Source organism: Bhargavaea cecembensis DSE10 (genome assembly GCF_000348905.1).
Classification (GTDB): domain Bacteria; phylum Bacillota; class Bacilli; order Bacillales_A; family Planococcaceae; genus Bhargavaea; species Bhargavaea cecembensis.
The window spans coordinates 101,131-122,611 of record NZ_AOFT01000008.1 but is presented as its reverse complement, the minus strand read 5'-3'; the positions used below and the strand labels follow the sequence as shown (position 1 = coordinate 122,611).

The following is a 21,481-nucleotide window of genomic DNA, read 5'->3' as shown; positions in this document are numbered from 1 at the left end:
AGACGGAGATGAGTGAAATGGCCGGTATCTTCGATGAGTTCATGATCATGGTTTACTGCCTGGTGGTCCTGTGGATCAACCTCGGCTACCTTCACGATCAGCCTGAAGAAGCGAGGGGAATTGCCGAACTTTCGCCAAGTGAGGACCTTGCCATCAAACAGGACAGCCTTCCGCTGCTGACCCTTTCGCTTGCGCTCAATTTCAGCCGCAGGTGGCTGTTTTATATGCTGGCATCGCTCGTGACCGCCAGTCCGGCCGTCACGGCACTGTCGGCAGCCCTTTTCGCAGTCAGCCTGCATAACAGCATGCCGCGCCAGAAAACGTCGGTATGGAAAAGGAAGCGGAAGCGGGACCTCGGCCTGTTTTTGGCAATTGCCGACGCGTTCTTCATCACTGGCTTCCTGATCTGGCTGATCTGGACCTGATCGCACCGTCCGCCTGTACGCACAGCCGGACACCCCACTGCCCGCCCGGCAAACGAGGCGGGCTTTTTGGTGCCCAGACATCCGTCCGGGCGGGCTCATATCCTGTACGGGAAGGGGTGAAGGCGTATGGCATCGGACCATAACCCGGTCGCGGTCGAACGGGCCGAATGGAAAAAACGGCAGATGAAGGAACGGATGAAGCAGCTCCTCACCGTCTCCTCCCCGATCTTCATGCTGCTATTATGGGAAGTGCTGTCCCGGACAGCGGTCCTCGATCCGAGGTTTTTCCCGCCGCCGACGGCGATCCTCGAGACGTTCTGGAACCTGGCGGCAAGCGGAGAACTGCTCACGCATATCGGAGTCTCGCTCTACCGGATATTCGGCGGTTTCCTGCTCGGGGTCATCCCCGGCGTGATCATCGGCCTTCTCATGGGACTCTATTCGCCGATCCGGCACTTTGTCCAGCCGATCGTCATGGCGATCATGCCGATCCCGACATTGGCGCTTTTGCCGATCATCATCATCCTGTTCGGCATCGGTGACCTGTCGAAGGTCGTGACCATCGCAGGGAGCGTGTTTTTCCCGGTTGTCATCAACACGGCGGCCGGCGTCATGAACATCGACCCGATCCACATGGATCTCGCGAAAAACTACGGGGCCGACTCCAAAGACTACTTTCTCAAAATCGCCTTCCCCGGCGCGCTCCCGGTCATGCTGGAGGGAATCCAGATGGGCCAGGCGATTGCCCTTCTGACGATCGTCGCCGCGGAGATGATGGGATCGGTATCGGGGATCGGATTCCTGATCTGGACTTCCTACAAGGCGTTCCTCCTGCAGGAGATGTATGTCGGACTTATCCTGATCTCATTCTTCGGTTATCTGTTCTCGCTCCTGCTGCGCGGGCTCCAGCGGAAAATCCTGAGATGGAGGTGACGGGATGAAGGAAGATGTGAAGATCCGTATCCGCAACCTGACGAAGGTGTTCTACCAGAAAGGCGAAAGCGTCACCGCGCTCGACAATGTGACGCTCGACATCCTTGACGGGGAATTTGTCTGCCTGGTCGGCCCGAGCGGCTGCGGCAAGACGACGCTGCTCCGGATTCTGGCGGACCTCGAGCAGCCGAGCGCCGGCGGATACGAGATCGCCACGGAAAAGGAGGATAGGCCGCTACAGTCGATGGTGTTCCAGGAGCGGGGGGTCATCCCATGGCTCACGGTCCGAGACAATGTCGCGTTCGGCCTCGAGATGCGGAAGCTTCCGAAGAAGGTCGTGAAAGAACGGACCGACTATTATCTGGAGAAGACCGGGCTGATGGCATTCGCTGACCGCTTCCCGAAGGAGCTGTCCGGCGGCATGAAGCAGCGGGTCGGGATTGCCCGGGCATTTGCAAACGATCCGGAAATCCTCCTCATGGATGAACCGTTCGCCGCGCTTGATGAGCAGAATAAGTTCATCCTCCAGGAAGAGCTTTTGCAGATCTGGGCGGAGACGAGAAAGACGGTACTGTTCATCACGCACAGCATCGACGAGGCTCTGCTCCTGTCCGACCGGATCCTTCTGATGAGCGCCCAGCCCGGAAGGATTTCCGAGGAGATCCGGGTGGCGGCGCCGAGGCCGAGGGCGATGGAAGCCATCCGGGCTGACCCGGACATCGCGGAGCAGTTCGTCAGGGTGCTGAAGCACCTCCAGGACGAAGTGCAGCGGTCGAGAGGCTGAATGCCGGTTTTTCCTGCGCCGATTCGGTGATTTCGTAAGCGAACAAGGTCATTGATGGGTCGAAGGCAATCACAGGCCGGCAGTCCGGCCTGTCGGGAAAAGACAGAGAGATGGGGGATCAGTGTGGGGAAACATAAATTGAAGGCCGGCTTCGCCGCGGCTGCGGCAGCCCTCCTGCTTTTGGCCGGATGCACACAAAAAGAGCCCGCGCCGCCGAAGGAGACCGCGGATCCTCCGGAAGGCGAGCATCCGTCGGGGGACCTGGCACCGCTTAAAGAGCGTGTGACGGTCACGATCGCGGAGGACGGTGCCGCTTCGGGTGCCGGATTCTATATCGCGAAGGAAAAGGGCTATTTCGAGGACTACAACATCGATGTGGAATTTGCCCAGTTCGCCAACAGTGACGAGATGCTGCCTGCGGTCGCGGCGGGCGAAGTTGACATCGCGGGCGGCGTTTCGACTGCTTCGTTCTTTAACGCAATCGCACAGGGCATCGACGTCCGGATCATCGCCGACAAAGGCCATAACGTCCCGGGCAAGTCGTACTTTACATTCGTCAGGGGCGTGGACAGCGGCATCGAGGAATACGCGGACATCAAGGGCAAGAAGATCGCCGTCTCGTCGCGCAACTCAATCGACAGCTACTTCTTTGACAAGCTGATCGAGCATGCCGGCTTCACGGAGGAGGAAGTGGAATTTGTCCTGATCGCCGACTTCGGCAGCATGCTCGGAGCGGTCGACAACGGAACGGTCGACATGGCGCTCAGCATCGAGCCGCTGATTGCCCAGGGCGTCCTGCAGGGCATGCATGAACGCTTCCGGGATGCAACCGAGTTCGCACCGGAAACCCAGGTGGCGATGGTTCTCGGCTCGCCGCAGTTCATGACGCAGGAGAAAGATATTTCGCTCCGCTTCATGCTCGCCTACCTGAAGGGCCTGCGCGACTACAACGACGCGTTCCAGAAGGATGAAGGCAAGGATGAAATCATCGACATTATGGTGAAGCACACCGCGCTGAAGGATCCGGAAATGTGGGAGCAGGTGCAGGTGACCGGCCTTGATCCGGACGGCAAGATGTTCATCGAAAACATCCGGGAGCAGTACGAACACTACAAGGCGGCCGGCGCGATTTCCGGGGAGATCGACTTCGACAAGGCGATCGACACTTCGATCGCGGAAGAAGCGCTTGAGATCCTCGGGCCGTATGACCGCGACTGACCGCGCGTTTCAGAAACCGGAGTTTTCTTGAGGCAGCCGGTCCGATAAGGTATAATGACATGAGAAAGAGGAACTACGAAAAGGACCGGATGCGCGAACATCCGGCCCGGTGCAGCCTGTGCCCGAACGGGGCAGGCGGATACGACGAGAGCCGTCCCAACCTTGGCCGAGGGGGGACGGCTATTCTTTTTTGCTGATGGCGACGATCAGTGTCACGACAAGCGTCAGCAGGCCGACGATGGCGCCGGCCACCTGAATGATCAATCCGGCCGCTTCGGCGACGGTCAAAGGCATCACCCCCTCCCCGGGGTATGCCGTCCGGACAAGGCTGCTCACTTATTATACCACAAAACAGAACGTACGTTCCTGTATTGCGTTGGGATTTTTCCATAATGGGGTCTATTTTCCCCCGGGAAGGGCCGTTTTGAGTGCCGCAAGAAATGATTTCCTCCAAAAGTCTATGTGTAGCAGCCCTGTTCACCGGGAATGCGTATAGCAAGACACCGAAGGAGGGATCAGGATGAAGGCGAAATTTGCATTCCCGATCGTCATCGCGGGGTCGCTTGCATTGGCGGCATGCGGTTCGGACGGAGCGGAGGAAGCGGTGCCGGAGGAAGAAGCGGAGGCAGCTGAAACCACGGCAGCAGAGAATGACGACACAGGAGAAGGGTCGGCGACCGGCACGGACAGCGAGTCACCGGTTAAATCTCAGGCTTCTGACGGCAGCGGCCAGGCCGACATGAGGAAGAAGATGCAGGCACTGGACTATACGGAGTTTGAACTGGAAGTCGAATATGACAATGATGAAGAGTACGAGGCCCAGCTTGAACTCAAACCGGACAACTCGGTCGTTGCGGGCTATGAGGACGACATGAATGGCATCAAGAAACAGGGAATTCAGGCCTTTAACGACCTTTATCCTCTTGTGGAACAGCTGGAGATCACGCCATCCTCCAACCAGGAAGAAGAGATCCAGAACATTCTCTCAACCTTCAGCCTGCCGGATGACTTCACCGACTTTTCCCTGGAGCTGAGATTCAGCGACGGGACCAAGCATGAATTTGAAGTGGAAAAATAATCAGGAAAACGTTCGCCACCATTCACAGTGAGCGGGCGTTTTTTGTGTTTGAAACATTTAGATGGAATTTTCAATATCTTGTCGCGGTCAAGCATGAGTGATGCTAATATTAGCATAAAGGCAAATAATGGAGGGATCATGGTTTTACTAGCGGTCATCAGCAGTCTCGCACTGTTTTCGGCGGGAATAATTGTACTGTATAAGATGAAAAAGGCATGGTTATCCGTGTCTCTGTTTGTTTTGACCCTATTGGCTGGTGCTGCAGTATTGGTTTTGGCAGTAATCGGATCAATCCAATGGCCGGAGCGGACCGGCAGGGTACAGGAGTCGGGGCCGTACACAATTCTATATCGTGATGGTGAGGGGGAACTGGCTGATGAGGTGAGTGCTGCATTGCATGAGATGGAGCCGGTGGTCTCCGGACTATTGGGTGAAGCTCCGGAAGCGCGGCTGACTGTCCGTTTTTCGGATCGCCTTTTGGGAGAAGGCGTTGCTTATCAATCAGTAGGTGTATATAACTGGAAAACGTCTACGGCCACGCTGCGCTCCGGCATTTCCGACTGGAAATCCGTCTTGCTCCACGAATATGTCCATTATCGTTCGCATCAGTATCAGGCCCTTCACGGTACTCCGCCCGGGACAATACCCCAATGGTTTGAGGAAGGCCTGGCGATGTATGTCCAGCATCCCCTCCCCCCTGCTGACCCAAATGAAGTGGAGATTTCACGTGACCTCAGAGAAATCGGCACTCGCCAAGACTTCTTGGCCGCCCTTGAGCACACAGATGTTTATGCACAGAGCTATTTTGCGGTAGTGCAGCTGATTGAGCGGTATGGAAAGGAATCCGTTTTGCTGCTCATGAATTCTTCATCACAGGACCAGTTCTATGCCCGGCTGGAGAAGCTCACCGGCAAGAGCAGTGCTGATTTCAGCGGTTCACTCATGAATGCCTACAGGAAAGATGAAGAACAAATGCAGGAAACCGTTAAGCAATTTCATGATCGTCTGTTCAAAGATGACTTTGAAGGAGCCGGACAGGTGCTGGCTGCCTGGTCAGCTGCGGAAGGCAGCCGGACAGCCAAAGAGGTGGAAGATTATCAGCACATCCTTTTACTGCATGCCGGGGAATGGAAGGAACTGATGTACAGACTCGAGCAAAAAAGGGCATCCCGCCCGTATGATATGAGGTTCCTCGACTATGCGTTGCTTGCCGAGCTGACTCTGTTGTTTGATCCTGAACATGCATATGGTGTGGTCAAAGAAGCACAGGCTCGCATAACTGAGGATGCCACATCTTCTCATTTCATCAATCAGGCGGCAGAACCCTATGAATGGATTGCCGGCAATGACCCGAGTGAGGATTACCGGATGCTGATCGAGGACGATCTTTTTTTCAATCAGGAGATCAAGGAAGCGCTTTTCGAGAAATGGCAGGAAGACTATCCGGACGAGACATGGTGGGAGAGGAGCGGAAAGCGGTAATGTGGCAGGGAGCAGCGGCGGTTTGTGTTGATGGAGAAGGACGGCTTCTGATGGTACTGCAGGGCACATCCGAAGAAGAGAAGAAATGGGCAGTTCCATCTGGAGGAAAGGAAGCCGGGGAGACATTTGAAACTTGCTGCCTCCGTGAGCTGAAAGAAGAGACCGGGTACGCGGGAACGGTTGTCCGGCCGCTATTCGTGAAGTCGGACGGGGCGGTTGAGGTCCGGTATTTTGAGGTAACGATTATCGGGGGCCGCATGGAGATTTGCGACCCGGACGAACTGATCCATGAGATTGCCTGGTTGGCTAAAGACGAGCTGGGCTCCCTGGAACTCTCTTTCCCGGAAGACCGGCCGGTTCTGCTGTCCCTGTTTGGGGAGGCAGAGTCCTCTCAAACGGTATAAGTCCCCATGTGAAAGGACCGCTCCGAAATGATCGGAGCGGTCCTTTGACGTTTGTTCTATAGAGCTTGGGCAATGGATTTTCGCTTCGCAAGCAGGGTCTGAAAGCTGTGCAGCGACATGCCGGCGATGATGACGGCGATGCCGCCGAGGGCGACCGGGCCGGGGAGCGGAAGCGACAGCAGGATCATCTCTCCGGCAAGGGCAAAGACGATCTCGAGCGACTGGGTCGCTTCGACCGCGGCGAGCCTCCCCTGATCGTGACGGGCAAGGTCGGTGGCCATGAAAAACAGTGTGGTCGCAATGACTCCGGACGAGACCGCGACGATGAACGACTGGACGACCTGTCCCCAGGACGGCCACCCGACTGTCGCAACCGCAATGCCGGCAAGCAGGAGCCAGAACGGAAGCGAGGCCAGCGTCATCGCCAGCACCCGCTGGAACGTGTCAAGCCGTCCGCCGAGCGTCTCCATCATCTTCCGGTTCCCGAGCGGATAGGCAAACGCCGCGATGACAATCGGAAGGATGCCGAGCAGAACCGTCCGGCCGTCTACCGTTCCTGCATGCGGCATCTGGATCAGCACGACACCAAGCAGGATGATACGGGAGATGCCGAGTGAGACGACGGGAATCCGGTGACGAGCCCTTTTTTCACCGTCCGACGTTTTAATCGTGTACAAAAACAGCGGAGCGAGCAGCACGCCAGCCACGATGGTCAGCTGCCACGTTCCCGCAACCAGCCAGCCCGGGCTGAATGCCGCCGCGAATGTGAGCGGTGCGTAGAACAGCACGAACGCGAAAAAGCTCCAGAGAATGAACGGACCGGGGATGCGCTGCATTTCAGCGAACGAGGTTTTCAGCCCCCTGCGCACTGCGACGATCAGGAGCAAAAAAGGCACCATGAAAAAGAACCGGAGCGAGGCACTCCACATCCAGCTGCCGCCGTCCAGCTCCATCGAGCGGTTCAGGACGAACGTCACTGCAAAAAACAGCGAGGCAAGGATGCCAAGCGTGATCTCCTTCATGAAAAGGCCCCCTTATGCGCGTTCTTCGTAAAGCTTCACCATCTCGATGATGACATTCGCCGCTTTTTCCATATTGTCGGCGGAGATGAATTCATACTTGCCGTGGAAGTTCTCGCCGCCCGTGAAGATGTTCGGTGTCGGCAGACCCATGTAAGAAAGCTGCGAGCCGTCCGTGCCGCCGCGGACCGGGATGATGTTCGGTTCGATGCCGAGGTTCTTGAAGGCGTCGGATGCGATATCGACAATATGCATGACAGGCTCGATTTTTTCCGCCATGTTGTAGTACTGGTCATTCAGCTCAAGTTCGACCGTGCCTTCGCCGTACTGGCTGTCCAGCTTGGCGGCTGTTTCTTCAAGCAGTTGCTTTTTCGCTTCGAACTTCTCGCGGCTATGGTCACGGATGATGTAGGAGAGAGTGGTCTTCTCGACTGAGCCGTCTACGTACATGAGGTGGATAAAGCCCTCATAATCATCGGTTTTCTGCGGGATTTCATCCGCCGGCATCGCCGCCTGGAATTCATGAGCAATGAGGATGGAGTTGACCATCTTATCCTTTGCGGAGCCCGGGTGGATGTTCGTGCCGTTGAACGTCACTTTCGCCGCGGCCGCATTGAAGCTTTCGTACTGGAGCTCGCCGAGCGGGCCGCCGTCCATCGTGTAGGCGTAGTCCGCACCGAACGCTTCGACGTCAAACTTGTGAGGCCCGCGGCCGATTTCCTCGTCCGGGGAAAATGCAACACGGAGCTTGCCGTGCCTGATATCCGGGTTTTGCGCGAGATATTCCATCGCCGTCATGATCTCTGCAATGCCCGCCTTGTTGTCGGCTCCGAGAAGTGTCGTGCCGTCCGTCGTGATCAGCGTGTGGCCTTTGTAGTTGTCCAGCTGCGGGAACACGGACCTGGCCATGACGGTATGTTCGTTCAGTTTGATGTCGGATCCGTCATAGTTGTCGATGCGCTGCGGATTGACGTTTTTGCCCGTGTAGTCTGTCGCCGTATCGACATGGGCGAGGAAGCCGATCACCGGGAGTTCCTTGTCGGTGTTCGCCGGAAGCGTACCGAACAGGTAGCCGTTTTCGTCCAGCTTAATCTCTGTCAGGCCGATCTCCGCCATTTCCTTCTCGAGCAGGCGGAGCAGGTCCCACTGGCCCTCCGTCGACGGCGTCGAAGTGCTTTCTTCATTGGACTGTGTATCAATCTTTGCGTAGCGCACGAGGCGCTCGATCAGCTTTTCTTTCATCTTGGTGATCCTCCCCTGGTGGTGGATATATTCCGAATAGTACCATATTAGCATTTCTCCCTTTGGAGGGGGAGAGTGTCCGTGAAAGTACACAATAACCCCGGGAAATACCACCAACCCTGGTGAGCCGATTATTTTTTCTCGGCGACTGCCTCCAGAAACGCAGAAACGGCTGCATGGTCCGCCATCACCGGCGCATGCAGCACAGAAAAGGTCCGCTTCTGCGGCGGGAGATTTGTGCTCAGCCGGACAAGCTTCCCGGTCTCGATCCCATTTTTTGCGGCATGGACGGAAACGGCTGCAATCCCGAGGCCTGCGGCGACCGCCTGGATGACGCCGCCGTTCGACCCGATGATCATGCGGCCCGGCTTTACATGTCCGAGGGAGCGGAGAAGGTGGTCGGTGTGCTCCCGCGTACCGGATCCTTCCTCGCGGGTGATCCAGCGCGCCTGTTGAAGGTCTACGGGAGTGACATCGGCTTTTCCGGCGAGCGGATGGCCGGTGCCGCAGACGACAATGAGCTCGTCTTCCATGAACGGAACGGCGGTGAGTCCGTCAAGCCGGACAGTGCCTTCTATACAGCCGACATCGCACCGGAACTCGCGCACTTTGGCCTCGACTTCCTCGGTGTTGCTGATGGAGATGACGACTTCCAGCTTCGGGTGGGCGGCAAGCAGATCCTCCAGCAGTCGGGGAAGGACGTACTCTCCGATCGTATAGCTTGCCGCGACCGTCAGCGTTCCGGTGAGCTCGCCGCTCTGCCGCATCATGTCTTCTTTCGTTTCTTCGGCAAGCGCCAGCAGCTGCCTGGCCCGCTCGTAAAGCAGTTGCCCGGCCGGGGTGATGCTGAACTGCTTCCGTGACCGGATAAAAAGCGCCGTGCCGAATTCCTCCTCCAGCTGTCTGATGTGCAGGCTGACAGTCGGCTGGGCGAGGTTCAGCGCCTCACCCGCTTTCGTAAAGTTCCTGCGCTCTGCCACTTCGGTGAATGTCCTTAATTGCTCCAAAAGCATATCCTGCCTCTTTTCCATCAGAATTTCTGATTGATTCTATCATAAAGGTTCATTTTAATGATTGACACCGTAAGTCTATAATGAAGGCAAGGAAAGGGGCAACATTCATGAATAAAGGATTCTGGATCGGAATCGGCCTGACGCTTCTGCTTGCGGTGCTCGCAGAGCTCGCGGCCGGCCTTCCATATATATCGCTGATCGGGCCGCTCGTGTTTGCGATCCTGCTCGGCATGCTCTGGAATACATTCTTGCCGGTGAAGGATGAGTGGGGGAGCGGACTCAAGTTTGCCTCGAAAAAACTGCTCCGGGCGGGGATCATCCTGCTCGGGATGCGGCTGCATCTCGGTGACCTGGCGGAGGCCGGCTGGACAGCTTTCGGGCTCGCGGCCATCAGTGTGGCCGTCGGGATCGCAGCGGTATGGGCTGCGGCCAAACTGCTGAAGTCGGACCCGGCGATCGGGTTCCTGACCGCGGCGGGCACGGGTATCTGCGGAGCGGCTGCGATCGGCGCGGTTTCTTCCCAGGTCAAGTCCAAGCCGGAAGAGACCGCGGTGAGCGTAGCGATCATCTCGATCGTGGGGACGCTGTTCACTTTCGCCTATGCGCTTCTGCACCCGGTCATGGGACTGACCGAGAAGCAGTACGGCCTGTTTGCCGGCGGTTCGCTGCATGAGATTGCAAACGTCGTCGCGGCCGGGGACGCGGCAGGCGCTGAAGCGCTCGACTACGCGCTCGTCGTCAAGCTGACACGCGTCGTCCTCCTCGTCTTTGTTGCAGCGGGCATCGGCATCTATGCCGCCAGGAAAATGCAGAAGGAAGGGAAACAGGGAGGCCGCCTGACGTTCCGCGAGCTCCCGATCCCTTGGTTCATCATCGGCTTCCTCGCTGTCAGCGCCATCTACACGACAGGAATCGTGCCGGATGCTGTCGCCGCGCGCATCGTCGACCTCGCCTATCTCCTGCTGGCGATGGGATGGCGGGCATCGGCCTGAGTGTCAGCTTCCAGGCATTCCGGAAAGCCGGCTTCAGGCCTTTCGCAGCCTGCCTGATCGGCTCCGTCGTGCTGGCGGGCGTTGTCTATGGTTACGTGACATTGATCGGCTGATAAAAAAACAGCGCGCCGCCTGTCCACAAGGGACAGCGGCGCGCTATTTTTTCTGTAAGCTTATTCAAAGACGTGATAATTCTTGTGCGACACAACGGTGCGGTCGGACGGCACGCCGATCGCATCGGCGTCATCTTTCGTGATCTGCACGATAACCGAGTTCTCGAGGATCTTTTCAATCTTCCCGATAACCTCGTGATCGTTACGGACGAAAGAAATCACCTCGCCCACTTTCCGTGCTGCAACAAATGGCGACTGGTCTTTCTGCTTGGCAGGAAAAGCCATCCTCATCCACCCCTTTGAAATAATTCTCGGTAAAAAAGAAAAAGCCCGGGTCTGATCCCAAGCATGAGAACGGGAGCGGCGAAATTGCCGACCCTCCGGACAGGTTGTCCATATACGATTATAGCATACTTTGTATTTTTTTGCAGTTTCCTGATACGAGACAATAATTCCCGGGAGTGTTTCTGTAGACACACTGTCAAGTGAAGGGACGGATGATTAAACATATTGACAGACGAATCAGAAAAGTATGTTCTATAATATTTAAGGAAGCTCAACGGCTGCTGACGGGGAATCAGCTGGAAGTAGTCCCTATACCAAAGGGACGGGAAGTTTTGTAGAATCATGGTACATTCAGACGTTCCGGTTCCGTGTTTGACCGGGGATTGGACAAAGGGGGAAAAGCATGAGCAACAACAAGACAGATTGGCGATTTAAAGTTGCCAACCGGGAGGCGCTGATCGGCTGCGGTCTCGCACTGCTCAATTTCGTCTGGTGGTTCGGCTTCGCCTACGGGATGGGTTCGAGACCGGTGGAGGAGTATTCATACATATTGGGCATGCCGGACTGGTTTTTCTACAGTTGTGTAGTGGGGTTCATCCTGATTACGGCACTCGTTATCGTTGTCGTCAAATTTTTCTTTAAAGAAGTTCCGTTCGAGGAAGAGGAGGAGACGCAATGAACTGGTCGGTCATCATACCGCTCCTCGTTTTCCTGATCGTCATTTTCTTTATCGGGATCTGGTCCAGCCGGAAGGGGGCCAAGGTTTCAGGCGGAGACTTTCTGCAGGATTATTTCCTGGGCGGCCGTGAACTTGGCGGCTTTGTGCTGGCGATGACGATGGTCGCGACCTATGGCAGTGCATCAAGTTTCCTCGGCGGACCGGGAACAGCCTACACAATGGGCTTCGGCTGGGTGCTTCTTGCCATGTCGCAGGTCGTGACTGGCTATTTTGTCCTGATGATCCTGGGGAAAAAGTTCGCCATCATGGCGCGACGGTACCGGGCGCTGACCCTCGTCGACTTCCTGAAGGCCCGCTATAACAGTGCGCCGGTCGTGATCCTTTCAGCTGCGGCCATTATCATCTTCCTGTTTTCGGCGATGGCCGCCCAATGGATCGGCGGGGCGCGCCTGGTCGAATCCCTTACAGGGATGAGCTATCATACAGCGCTCTTCGTCTTCGCCGTATCCGTTCTGGTTTATGTAACCATCGGCGGATTCCGCGCGGTCGCCGTGACCGATGCGGTCCAGGGGGCCGTCATGGTCATCGGCACGATTGTCCTCCTTGCGGGCGTCATTATCGCGGGCGGTGGCGTATCGAACATCATCCATGATCTCGTGTCGGAAAACCCGAATCTCGTCACGCCATTCGGTGCAGACGGGAATCTCGGAAAAGCATACGTATCTTCATTCTGGATCCTCGTCGGGGTCGGAGTGGTCGGATTGCCTCAGATCGCGGTCCGTTCGATGTCATACAAAAACTCCAGGTCGATGCACCGCGCATTGATCATCGGCACGGTTGTCACCGGGGTAATCATGCTGAACATGCACCTGATCGGCGTATTTGCGCGGCCGATTCTCCCGGGCATCGATGTCGGGGATAAAGTCATTCCGCTGATTGCAATGGATGTCCTGCCGGCCTGGCTGGCAGGGATTGTGCTTGCCGCGCCGATGGCGGCCATCATGTCGACGGTCGACTCACTGCTGATTCTTGTTTCCTCGACTGTCGTGAAAGACGTTTATCTGAACTACATCAAGCCGGATGCCAACGTCAGGGCGATCAAACGCGCCAGCTTCGGAGTGACGGCCGTTCTCGGGACCATTGTCTACATTCTGGCACTTGACCCGCCGGATCTGCTCATCTTCCTGAACCTGTTCGCATTCGGCGGTCTTGAAGCGGCGTTTATCTGGCCGATTGTTCTGGGGCTTTACTGGAAATATGCCAACAAATACGGGGCTATCGCTTCGATGATTGTAGGGATCGGCAGCTATATCGCCATCCACTTTTATAACGAGGCGAACGGGAATCTGTTCGGCGTGCATACCGTAACGCTGCCGGTTCTCCTGTCATTTGTCGCTTTCATCGTCTTCAGCCTGGTGATGAAGCAGGAAGCCTACGACTATGAACGGATCAGAAAAGGGGAGATTGCATGACGACCGATATGAAGAGCGTAACTTATCTGAGAGACCGCGAGGCGGTCATCCGCCTGACACAAGAGCTTGTCCGGATCGAAAGCGTCTACCGCGGCGAAGGCATCTCCGGCGGAAATGAAGAAAAGGTCGCGAACTATGTGGCGGATGTACTCCGCAGCTATGCCATCGAGACGCACGTCGAAGAAGTTGTTCCCGGAAGGCCGAACGTCATCGGGATTGTGGACTCGGGCAAGCCGGGCCCGACGCTTTTGTTTGAAGGGCACACCGATGTCGTGACGGAAGGAAACCGGGAAGCCTGGACATATGATCCGTTCGGAGCGGAAATCATCGACGGCCGCATGTATGGGCGGGGCACGAATGACACGAAGGGAAATCTGGCCTGCATGATCACCGCCGTCCACTCGCTGCTCCAGGACGGAGAAGACTTCCGGGGCAAGATCATCCTTTGCATCCCATGCGATGAGGAAGGCATGATGATCGGCATCAAGCACTTCATCGAGCAGGGCTGGGCAGACGGCGTCGACGGCGCCATCATCTGTGAGCCGGAGGAAAACAATGTCTGCATCGCCCAGCGCGGCGCGATGCGCATCCGGGTCGACATGTACGGCAAGATGGCCCACGGTGCGATTTCCTGGAGCGGGATCAATCCGAACTGGCGGATGGCCCGCCTGATCGTCGAGCTAGAAAAGCTGGAGAAAGCGGAACAGGAACGGCTGGGAGAGGACCCGTACCTGAAATGGCCGTCCATTACGCCGACCATCCTTCAGGCGCCGGTCAAGGGCGATGCGCAGATTAACGTCATCCCTGATCACTGCCGGATGACGCTGGATATCCGGACCGTGCCGGCGCAGGATCACGACGAGCTCCGCGGCAAGATCGATGCGATCATCGAAAAGCTGAAGGCGGAAGATCCTGACTTCAACTGTGAGCTGACCGTTCTCGATGACCGCCCTGCGACCGCGACATCCAAGGACGAGCCGGTCGTCCGGGCGATCTATGAAGCTGTACAGCATGTGACCGGGAAAGAGCCGGTCTACAACGGCGTGCCGGGCGCAACTGACGGAACTTTCCTCCACGTGCACGGTGTTCCGATCGTGACAATCGGCGCCGGCGACCGGGACATTCCGCACCAGATCGACGAATACGTGGATATTGAAGAGCTTGCCGAGACGACAGCGATTTACCGGGAGGCGGCACTGCGCTTTCTGAACAGGGAAAAGGCGGAGTCATGAATACCTGACAGGCGCCGACGGCATCAAATGCCGTTTCGTGGCTGCTTGGGATTTGAATAGGGAAGCGGAGCGGCCGGACTGGATTCCGGCCGTTTTTCATTTGAAGTTCTGTTTTACCCCCCAAAAACCCCCCTGCGGGCGTTCCGAAGGGGGGAGGTGGACTGTCATTTATTCAGGTGAGCGCTGCACGTGAGCCGGAGCCTGTCCGAGGCCGGGGGCTTCCTGCTTTTTCTTGTAGAACAGGAAGTAGATGCCGACGACACCCAGGGCGACAATTGTGGTCAAGATGACCTGAATCTGCATCGACGGGATAAAGAACATCGCCAGGTAGATGCCGGATACAGCGATGATCGTCGCATACGTCAGGTAAGGGAACAGCCACATCTTGACCGGCAGGTGGCCGCGCTCCTGCTCGAGCCGCTTCCGCATGCGCAATTGCGAGACACTGATGATCAGGTAGACCAGAAGGGCGACCGCACCCGACGAGTTGATCAGGAACAGGAAGACCTTGTCCGGCGAGATGAAGTTCATGATGCAGGCGATGTAGGAGAACACCGTGCTGAACAGGATGGCCCGTACCGGCACGCCTTTTTTGCTGAGCTTGAGGAAGTATTTCGGCGCATCGCCCTTTTTGGCCATTCCGAACAGCATCCGGGAGTTGGCATAAAGTGCCGAGTTCAGGCAACTGAGCACCGCGGTCAGTACGACGAAGTTCATGATCTGTGCGGCGGCCGGAATGCCGATATGGTCCAGTACGGCAACGAACGGACTGACCAGGATGTTTGCCGAGTTCCACGGCAGGAGCGTCACGACGACTGCAATCGAACCGATATAGAAGATGAGGATCCGCCAGACAACGCTGTTGGTCGCTGTACGCACGGAGCGTACGGGGTTTTCTGATTCACCGGCAGCGATGGCAACGATTTCGGTGCCCATGAACGAGAAGATGACGACCGTGATTCCAAGCATGATGGCGCCGAATCCGGATGGCATAAACCCGCCTTCACCGAGGAGGTTGACTGTTCCCGGAGCCGCAATGCCCGGGTACCACCCGAACAGGACGGCAACGCCAAGAACGAGGAACAGCGTAATGGCGACGACTTTGATGAGGGAGAACCAGTATTCGAATTCACCGAACGCCTTGACGGAGAACAGGTTCGTCGCAGTCAGCGCCACCGTCAGGATCAGGCTCATCAGCCAGATCGGGAAGTCCGGAATCCAATACTGGATGATGGCCGCGCCGGCAAGCGCTTCGATGGCGATGACGACGACCCAGAAAAACCAGTACAGCCAGCCGATTGTAAAACCGGCCCACGGCCCGATCGCTTCATTCGCGTAGGTCGAGAACGAGCCGCTTGTCGGGTACGCGGCGGCCATCTCGCCGAGCATCCTCATGACCAGGACAACGATCAGGCCTGCAAATGCATAGGAGAGGATGGCGCCCGGCCCGACGGAGTTGATGACTGCACCGCTCCCGATAAAGAGCCCTGCGCCGATCACCCCTGCAATCGAGATCATCGTGATGTGACGGGTTTTCAGGTCCGACTTCATGCCCGGCTGCGTGCCGGAACCGGGTTCTGTCTGGTTCTGTAAGGCCATTTTAAATTCCCCTTTCTGCTATCGGCGCTTTCGGAAAGCGCTTTCAATAAGTGCTTGAAATTTCTTATCTCTCTTTATCATAGTGAATCAGAAGGGAAAGTGAAATGGACAGGACGTCAAATGCTTTTGGCGTGCAGGCGACGGAATGTAAAAAACACATCAAAATAACTGGAACACCGTAAATTTCTCTGTATTTTACATGATTTGGCTAAGCTGATTGATCCATAATAGACAAACTGTCCATAGAGAGAGGGCGATTGTTAGACATAAATATAGAAGAATCAGAATGTTCTATCCGTTAGGCTATTGGTACAAGCGAATGTTGTAAGCGTTATCAAAACAGCTTGAGGTGCTCGGGGGAAAAAATAAGTAGGGGGGAAATGCATGAAAGCCACATTCAGAACACCTAAAACTCACAAAGGGTGGATCGGACTTTTCGCTATTCTGACCATCGTGTTATTGGGAAGCTGGCCGGTTATTCCGCTGCTGAATCATACCACCATTATTTTCGGCATGCCGATCCTGATGGTCTGGTCGATCTTGCTGATTTTCCTGACCACGGGAATTCTCATGATACTTAATAAGATGGGGGTGAATGACTGATGGCACAGTGGATTCCCTTTTTAATTACGGTTTCCTACATGGTGATTGCGGTCTGGCTCGGCTTCGGCGCAGGTAAAGGGCGCAATATGAACAAAGTGGAAGAATGGGGAGTTGCTGGCCGCAGCCTGGGGCCGATTGTCATGTATCTTCTTGTCGGTGCAGGGGGCATCAGCGCGTATACGTTCATGGGGGCACCGGGATGGGCGTATTCGAAAGGGGTACCGGTTCTATACGTTGTCGTTTATCTGACGTTTATGGGCATAACCGCATGGTATCTGGGGCCGAAAGTATGGGACCTTGGCGTGAAGTATAACCATGTGACGCAGGGGGCAGCGATCACTCACCGTTATGAGAGTCCTGCCCTGGGAGCACTGGCTTCCTTCGTCACTTCGATTGGAGTTCTTGCCTACGCGGTTCTTCAAACCACAGGCTCTGCTTATATTCTGAATGTCATGAGCCACGGCAAGATTCCGGTCTGGCTGGGCGTAATTTTGTCTCTCGCCGTTATTTCAATCTATCTGTTCAAGAGCGGGTTACGGGCGATCGGAATCACGAATGCGTTTCAGGGTGCACTGATGTTCGTTGTCTCGTGGGCATTCGGTCTGTGGGTAGTCAAGCAGTTTACAGGCGGTTATTCGTTCGGTCCGGTGTTTGAGCGGGTCCGCGAAGAGGCACCGCAATTCCTGACACTTCCGGGAAACCTGGGGGACATGGGTTTTGCGTTCTGGACGACATCCATTCTGATTTCCATGGTATCGGTCTGGCAGACTCACTGGATCCAGTGGATGGGAGCCAATACACGTAAGTCGATCCGTACCGCAGCCACGATGCTTCCGACTTACTACGTCGTGTGCATTCCGATGCTGGTGGTAGGATTCATCGGCATCTTCGTTTACCCATCGCTGGCACAGGCGGACACCGTCGCCATCCAGATGGCGATGGATAATATGCCGGTACTTCTGGCAGGTCTGTTGGGTGCGGGAACACTGGCTGCTGCGATGTCCTCGAGCGAGCCGTGTATCCATGGGACAGCGCTCAGTTACAGCAAGGACATCATCCAGCCAATCTTCAAGCTGTCTGATGAGAAAGCGGGCAAACTGACGCGCTGGCTCATCTTCCCGATCATGGGTCTGATCGTTGCGCCGATTTCGATCATGCAGCCTGCCAGCCTCGTTTACATCCTGCTGATCGGCTATGGCTTTATCGGCCAGGCGTTCCCGGCGCTTGTCGGAATGTTCTTCTGGCCGCGTGCAACCAAGCAGGGCGCATTCTGGGGACTCGCTGCAGGCTTTGTCGTGACGCTGGTCTTCTCGGTCTGGTTCCCGCATCCGCTGGGCATCCATGCCGGAATATGGGGGCTCTTCGTCAACCTGCCGATCTTCTTCATCGTTTCTCTGCTGACCGAACCGGTCTCCAAGAAGACAGTCGAAGAATTCTTCCCGGATATGGTGGATGAACTGTATGAGGAAGTTCCGGAAAATACAACGAAGCCGGCGTCAATCTGACGCCGGCTCCGCATGGAAGGGGAATGACATCATGGCAAAGGAACTGTTTATCAACGGTGAGGTCATCACCGTCAACAGCCAAAACGAAATCGCGGAAGCTGTCGCCATAGAGGACGGAAAAGTTCTCGCTGTAGGTACTGCGGAAGACATTCTGAAACTGCAGGATGGGGAGGCGGCGGTCACTGACCTCGAAGGGCGGACGCTCATGCCCGGCATCATCGAATCGCATATTCATACGACGATGTACGGGGCCAACGTCCTTGCCGTCTCCTGCAAGGACCCTGGTATCCGTTCCATACCGGACTTGCTGGACAAGTTAAAGGAGCAGGCGGCTTCGGTACCCGAAGGGCAATGGGTCCGTGCCTGGGGCTTCAATGAGAATGCCATCGGGGAGGGGCGTTTTCCGACCCGCGAAGAATTGGATGGTGTTACGGACAAGCATCCTGTGATGGTGGTCCGGGCATGCGGACATATTTCCGCGGTCAACAGCAGGGGGCTGGCGATCGGCGGGATCACCCGTAATACACCGGACCCGGAAGGCGGAACCATCGGAAGGGATGCGGACGGTGAGCCGGACGGACGACTCATTGAAAATGCCCACATGAACCTGTATCAGCTAGCCGCCCATACACGTGATGAAATCCGCGAAGCCCACAGGGTCGCTTCGGGGCACTTTGCGGAAAAAGGGATTACCGCCGTCCATGATGCGACCGGTTATGGCATTGAAAACATTGAAGCGCTGCGTGAGGATGCCGAAGAGGGAGTGATCGCACAGCGTGTGTATGCGATGGTCGGGGCGCTGAACAATCCGGACAAAGTCGTCAGGCATTACCTGGAGAAGGATATCCGCACCGGTGAAGGGAACGATCGCTTCAGGTACGGGCCGGTCAAGGTATTTCTTGACGGCTCAAGCAGCGGACCGACCGTCTGGACGACTGAACCGTATACGAGTGATCCTGAAAACTACGGGATTCACTATATGACTCAGGAAGAGCTTGACGAATTGTTTGTCCCGGCACATGAAAAAGGCTGGCAGATCACAGCACATGCACAGGGTGATGCGGCCATCGATCAGTTGCTGAACACGATTGACAAGGCGCTCAGGCTCCACCCGCGTGAAGATGCGCGCCATCGTATCGAACACGCCGGGCTTGCAAGAAAAGACCAGGTGCAGCGCATGAAGGAACTGGGTGCTGTCCCGACACCAAACCCTGCATTTTTCTATGAGTACGGGGACGGCTATGTAAAGAACTACGGTCAGCGTGCACAAAACATGTACCCGCTAGCCAGCTACCGCGAGGCCGGCGTTCCGGCAACGCTCACAGCGGACTGCCCGGTTACAGATTTTAACCCGATGAGGGGCATCCATAGCGCCATCACGAGAAAGGCGCCGTCCGGACAGGTTGTCGGAGAGGCGGAACGAATCGGCTTGCTCGATGCCATCCGCTGCTGCACGATCAATGCGGCCTATTCCGGATTCAGCGAAGAAAGGACTGGATCCATCGAACCCGGGAAGCTTGCCGACCTCGCCATTCTGGACCGTTCTATTCTAACTGCTGAAATCGATGACATTCCTGAGATCCTGGTCGACCGGACGATCATTGGCGGAGAGACGGTCTTTGAACGGAGCGGAGAGGCGGTCCGTTCATGAACGATACCCGGACGGTCAGAAAAATCCATCTGAGCGGCTCGCCTTATGAGATCGGTCGTGGTCACGGGGAGCAGGGAAAGAGAGAAATCACAAATAGCCTGTCCACATATGAAGCACTTTTCCATGGATACACGGGGATGTCCTGGCAAGAGGCCTGTGAAAAGGCATTGCTTCATCATGACGCAATATCGGCTTTCCGGCCTGATTATCTGGAGGAGATGCAGGGCGTCGCAGACGGGGCCGGTGTCCGGTTCGAAGATATTCTCGCATTAAATGCAAGAAGTGAGATTGCACTGACGGCTACTCCGGATGGATGTACGTCATTTGCTTGCAACTGGGAGGGCGAAGTCTGGCTCGGGCAAAACTGGGACTGGAAAAGCAGCCAGTTAGATTCGCTGCTGGATATCCAAATCGAGCAGGAGGGGAAGCCTTCTGTGCGAATGATCACGGAAGGCGGCATTATCGGGAAAATCGGTTCCAACAGCGCCGGTGTAGGGGTTTGTCTGAACGCACTCATGACAAGGACCTGGCAGCCGAAAGTGCCGATCCACCTGGGGTTGCGTGCGGTTTTGGACTCCCATACGTTCGAGGAAGCTTCTGAAGCCGTAAGTGATGGGCGGATGGCCTCCCCCGCGCATTTTCTCATTGCTTCCAAAAGCGGTGAGATGGCCGGCACAGAGGTGTCGCCTGTCCATACTGCAGCCATTCCCCCTGAAAACGGGTTGGTCGTTCATACCAATCACATTTGTGATCAGCAACTGCAAAAGGCGGTATCAGACTTTCCGATTCCTGATTCTGCCCCTCGTCTGAATCGGATCCAGGAGCTGATGAATGGGTTGGATGAAACCGCAAATGCTGAACAGATGTTTGCTGTACTATCCGATCATGAAAACTATCCGGACTCCATTTGCAGACACATCAACCCGTCCCATCCGGAGCACATGCAGATGGAGACTGTTTTCAGCATCGTGATGAACCTCACCGCCGGATCTTTTGACTATCGCACAGGAAGGGCATGTGAAGCAGGCGCCGGTTCAAGCAGAATCTGAACCGGTGCTCTTCCTTTTGTGCGAACATCGGAAAGGAGCAGTGTCACCATGTATATCCCTCCGAAATTTAAAATTACGGATGACGAAATCAACCGTGGGATAATCAATCGGCATAGTTTTGCGACTCTGTTCTCACAGCATCATGGATTGCCTTTTGCCACACACTTACCGTTAATGTTAAGTGAAGATCACTTATCCCTTTACGGGCACTTCGCCCGTCAGAATCCTCAATTCGAAGACATTGCCGGTCAAAATGTATTGGCTGTTTTCCATGGACCCCATTGTTACATTTCACCTTCCTGGTATGAGACGAATCAAGCAGTTCCGACATGGAATTACGTGACGGTGCATGTATTTGGGGAAGTCGAGCTGATTGGGAACGGAAGTGAGCTAGCAAAACACCTGAATGATATCGTTCTCAAATACGAAGCGCCGGATAGTCCGTACAGGCTGGATCAGGCTGATTCAAATTTTATCGATGGAATGACCAGGGGCGTTCAGGGATTCAGAATCAAAATCAGCAAGATCGAAGGAAAGGCAAAGTTAAGCCAAAACCAACCTTTGCAACGGCAAAAACGGGTGATTGAGCAGCTGGAGAAAAGCCCGAATTCCGACGAGCGCCAAATCGCATCATTCATGAAGTCAAATCTGGAAACAAGACCTGCCAATCCTGCTCTTTCAGAATAGGATTCCAACGCATCGA

The 21,481-nt window shown here is 55.7% G+C and carries 21 protein-coding genes and 1 pseudogene; 16 read left to right on the top strand and 6 right to left on the bottom strand.

Going from position 1 to position 21,481, the window contains the following annotated elements:
* The first annotated feature begins 8 nt into the window (after nucleotides 1-8).
* From C772_RS09190 to C772_RS09175, 4 genes are all read left to right on the top strand, one after another.
* On the top strand, nucleotides 9-425 hold the full coding sequence (locus C772_RS09190) for a hypothetical protein (protein WP_035001931.1): 417 nt from the start codon (nucleotides 9-11) through the stop codon (nucleotides 423-425).
* 126 nt (nucleotides 426-551) lie between these two features.
* Nucleotides 552-1,358, top strand: coding sequence for an ABC transporter permease (locus C772_RS09185; protein ID WP_008299404.1), 807 nt, complete (start codon nucleotides 552-554; stop codon nucleotides 1,356-1,358).
* A 4-nt stretch (nucleotides 1,359-1,362) separates the two neighbouring features.
* Nucleotides 1,363-2,142, top strand: a complete 780-nt coding sequence (locus tag C772_RS09180; protein WP_008299402.1) for an ABC transporter ATP-binding protein — start codon at nucleotides 1,363-1,365, stop codon at nucleotides 2,140-2,142.
* A gap of 123 nt (nucleotides 2,143-2,265) precedes the next feature.
* Nucleotides 2,266-3,360: an ABC transporter substrate-binding protein gene (locus C772_RS09175; RefSeq protein WP_008299400.1), complete on the top strand. Its 1,095-nt coding sequence runs from the start codon at nucleotides 2,266-2,268 to the stop codon at nucleotides 3,358-3,360.
* Between the two features lie 180 nt (nucleotides 3,361-3,540).
* Here C772_RS09175 and C772_RS16835 read toward each other — a convergent pair whose 3' ends face one another.
* On the bottom strand, nucleotides 3,541-3,648 hold the full coding sequence (locus tag C772_RS16835; RefSeq protein WP_221761803.1) for a putative holin-like toxin: 108 nt from the start codon (nucleotides 3,646-3,648) through the stop codon (nucleotides 3,541-3,543).
* Nucleotides 3,649-3,880: 232 nt separating this feature from the next.
* Here C772_RS16835 and C772_RS09170 point away from each other — a divergent pair, with 232 nt between their 5' ends.
* From C772_RS09170 to C772_RS09160, 3 genes are read left to right on the top strand one after another with little or no spacing between them, the layout of a single operon-like run.
* The gene (locus C772_RS09170; RefSeq protein ID WP_008299396.1) at nucleotides 3,881-4,438 is read left to right on the top strand and encodes a YusW family protein; all 558 of its coding nucleotides are present in this window, start codon (nucleotides 3,881-3,883) and stop codon (nucleotides 4,436-4,438) included.
* A 48-nt stretch (nucleotides 4,439-4,486) separates the two neighbouring features.
* Entirely contained in the window at nucleotides 4,487-5,920 is a 1,434-nt protein-coding gene (locus C772_RS16535; protein WP_152419744.1) for a peptidase MA family metallohydrolase, read from the top strand.
* Nucleotides 5,920-6,324, top strand: coding sequence for an NUDIX hydrolase (locus C772_RS09160; protein ID WP_035001925.1), 405 nt, complete (start codon nucleotides 5,920-5,922; stop codon nucleotides 6,322-6,324). Before C772_RS16535 ends, C772_RS09160 begins: the two co-directional genes overlap by 1 nt.
* 56 nt (nucleotides 6,325-6,380) lie before the next feature.
* Here the strand turns inward: C772_RS09160 and C772_RS09155 are convergent, their stop codons facing one another.
* The 3 genes from C772_RS09155 to C772_RS09145 form a co-directional block, all read right to left on the bottom strand.
* The gene (locus C772_RS09155) at nucleotides 6,381-7,346 is read right to left on the bottom strand and encodes a DMT family transporter (RefSeq protein WP_008299389.1); all 966 of its coding nucleotides are present in this window, start codon (nucleotides 7,344-7,346) and stop codon (nucleotides 6,381-6,383) included.
* Between the two features lie 12 nt (nucleotides 7,347-7,358).
* Nucleotides 7,359-8,585: a peptidase T gene (pepT, locus tag C772_RS09150; protein ID WP_008299387.1), complete on the bottom strand. Its 1,227-nt coding sequence runs from the start codon at nucleotides 8,583-8,585 to the stop codon at nucleotides 7,359-7,361.
* 131 nt (nucleotides 8,586-8,716) lie between these two features.
* On the bottom strand, nucleotides 8,717-9,592 hold the full coding sequence (locus C772_RS09145; protein ID WP_160162844.1) for a LysR family transcriptional regulator: 876 nt from the start codon (nucleotides 9,590-9,592) through the stop codon (nucleotides 8,717-8,719).
* Between the two features lie 86 nt (nucleotides 9,593-9,678).
* Between C772_RS09145 and C772_RS09140 the strand changes: the two are divergent.
* Nucleotides 9,679-10,703, top strand: a pseudogene (locus C772_RS09140) (YeiH family protein).
* A 60-nt stretch (nucleotides 10,704-10,763) separates the two neighbouring features.
* Here C772_RS09140 and C772_RS09135 read toward each other — a convergent pair.
* Nucleotides 10,764-10,988 carry a DUF2187 family protein gene (locus tag C772_RS09135; protein WP_008299381.1) on the bottom strand — a complete coding sequence of 75 codons (225 nt, stop codon included), beginning with the start codon at nucleotides 10,986-10,988 and terminating at the stop codon, nucleotides 10,764-10,766.
* 403 nt (nucleotides 10,989-11,391) lie between these two features.
* Between C772_RS09135 and C772_RS09130 the strand changes: the two genes are divergently transcribed.
* Genes C772_RS09130 through C772_RS09120 form a run of 3 tightly spaced genes read left to right on the top strand, consistent with a single transcriptional unit; the run spans nucleotide 11,392 to nucleotide 14,371 of the window.
* Entirely contained in the window at nucleotides 11,392-11,667 is a 276-nt protein-coding gene (locus tag C772_RS09130) for a YhdT family protein (protein WP_008299379.1), read from the top strand.
* Entirely contained in the window at nucleotides 11,664-13,139 is a 1,476-nt protein-coding gene (gene panF / locus C772_RS09125; protein WP_008299376.1) for a sodium/pantothenate symporter, read from the top strand. The genes C772_RS09130 and panF overlap by 4 nt, the downstream gene beginning before the upstream one ends.
* Complete coding sequence (locus C772_RS09120; RefSeq protein WP_008299373.1) at nucleotides 13,136-14,371, top strand: M20 family metallopeptidase; 1,236 nt, start codon at nucleotides 13,136-13,138, stop codon at nucleotides 14,369-14,371. The genes panF and C772_RS09120 overlap by 4 nt, the downstream gene beginning before the upstream one ends.
* Before the next feature lie 168 nt (nucleotides 14,372-14,539).
* On the opposite strand, the gene C772_RS09115 is transcribed toward C772_RS09120, so the two are convergent.
* The gene (locus C772_RS09115; protein WP_051059429.1) at nucleotides 14,540-15,922 is read right to left on the bottom strand and encodes an amino acid permease; all 1,383 of its coding nucleotides are present in this window, start codon (nucleotides 15,920-15,922) and stop codon (nucleotides 14,540-14,542) included.
* Between the two features lie 432 nt (nucleotides 15,923-16,354).
* On the opposite strand from C772_RS09115, the gene C772_RS09110 reads away from it, so the two are divergent.
* Genes C772_RS09110 through C772_RS09090 form a run of 5 tightly spaced genes read left to right on the top strand, consistent with a single transcriptional unit; the run spans nucleotide 16,355 to nucleotide 21,465 of the window.
* Nucleotides 16,355-16,573, top strand: coding sequence for a hypothetical protein (locus C772_RS09110; RefSeq protein ID WP_008299368.1), 219 nt, complete (start codon nucleotides 16,355-16,357; stop codon nucleotides 16,571-16,573).
* Complete coding sequence (locus tag C772_RS09105) at nucleotides 16,573-18,078, top strand: sodium:solute symporter family protein (protein WP_008299366.1); 1,506 nt, start codon at nucleotides 16,573-16,575, stop codon at nucleotides 18,076-18,078. Before C772_RS09110 ends, C772_RS09105 begins: the two co-directional genes overlap by 1 nt.
* 31 nt (nucleotides 18,079-18,109) lie before the next feature.
* On the top strand, nucleotides 18,110-19,729 hold the full coding sequence (locus C772_RS09100) for an amidohydrolase (RefSeq protein ID WP_035001922.1): 1,620 nt from the start codon (nucleotides 18,110-18,112) through the stop codon (nucleotides 19,727-19,729).
* Nucleotides 19,726-20,778, top strand: coding sequence for a C45 family autoproteolytic acyltransferase/hydolase (locus tag C772_RS09095; protein WP_008299362.1), 1,053 nt, complete (start codon nucleotides 19,726-19,728; stop codon nucleotides 20,776-20,778). The genes C772_RS09100 and C772_RS09095 overlap by 4 nt, the downstream gene beginning before the upstream one ends.
* A 48-nt stretch (nucleotides 20,779-20,826) precedes the next feature.
* Complete coding sequence (locus C772_RS09090) at nucleotides 20,827-21,465, top strand: FMN-binding negative transcriptional regulator (protein ID WP_008299361.1); 639 nt, start codon at nucleotides 20,827-20,829, stop codon at nucleotides 21,463-21,465.
* Nucleotides 21,466-21,481 lie beyond the last annotated feature (16 nt).

Coding starts and splice junctions, on each gene's coding strand:
- C772_RS09190 (WP_035001931.1), top strand. CDS start 9: ATGAGTGAAATGGCCGGTATCTTCGATGAGTTCATGATCATGGTTTAC.
- C772_RS09185 (WP_008299404.1), top strand. CDS start 552: ATGGCATCGGACCATAACCCGGTCGCGGTCGAACGGGCCGAATGGAAA.
- C772_RS09180 (WP_008299402.1), top strand. CDS start 1,363: ATGAAGGAAGATGTGAAGATCCGTATCCGCAACCTGACGAAGGTGTTC.
- C772_RS09170 (WP_008299396.1), top strand. CDS start 3,881: ATGAAGGCGAAATTTGCATTCCCGATCGTCATCGCGGGGTCGCTTGCA.
- C772_RS09160 (WP_035001925.1), top strand. CDS start 5,920: ATGTGGCAGGGAGCAGCGGCGGTTTGTGTTGATGGAGAAGGACGGCTT.
- C772_RS09155 (WP_008299389.1), bottom strand. CDS start 7,346: ATGAAGGAGATCACGCTTGGCATCCTTGCCTCGCTGTTTTTTGCAGTG.
- pepT (WP_008299387.1), bottom strand. CDS start 8,585: ATGAAAGAAAAGCTGATCGAGCGCCTCGTGCGCTACGCAAAGATTGAT.
- C772_RS09135 (WP_008299381.1), bottom strand. CDS start 10,988: ATGGCTTTTCCTGCCAAGCAGAAAGACCAGTCGCCATTTGTTGCAGCA.
- C772_RS09130 (WP_008299379.1), top strand. CDS start 11,392: ATGAGCAACAACAAGACAGATTGGCGATTTAAAGTTGCCAACCGGGAG.
- panF (WP_008299376.1), top strand. CDS start 11,664: ATGAACTGGTCGGTCATCATACCGCTCCTCGTTTTCCTGATCGTCATT.
- C772_RS09120 (WP_008299373.1), top strand. CDS start 13,136: ATGACGACCGATATGAAGAGCGTAACTTATCTGAGAGACCGCGAGGCG.
- C772_RS09115 (WP_051059429.1), bottom strand. CDS start 15,922: ATGAAGTCGGACCTGAAAACCCGTCACATCACGATGATCTCGATTGCA.
- C772_RS09110 (WP_008299368.1), top strand. CDS start 16,355: ATGAAAGCCACATTCAGAACACCTAAAACTCACAAAGGGTGGATCGGA.
- C772_RS09105 (WP_008299366.1), top strand. CDS start 16,573: ATGGCACAGTGGATTCCCTTTTTAATTACGGTTTCCTACATGGTGATT.
- C772_RS09100 (WP_035001922.1), top strand. CDS start 18,110: ATGGCAAAGGAACTGTTTATCAACGGTGAGGTCATCACCGTCAACAGC.
- C772_RS09095 (WP_008299362.1), top strand. CDS start 19,726: ATGAACGATACCCGGACGGTCAGAAAAATCCATCTGAGCGGCTCGCCT.
- C772_RS09090 (WP_008299361.1), top strand. CDS start 20,827: ATGTATATCCCTCCGAAATTTAAAATTACGGATGACGAAATCAACCGT.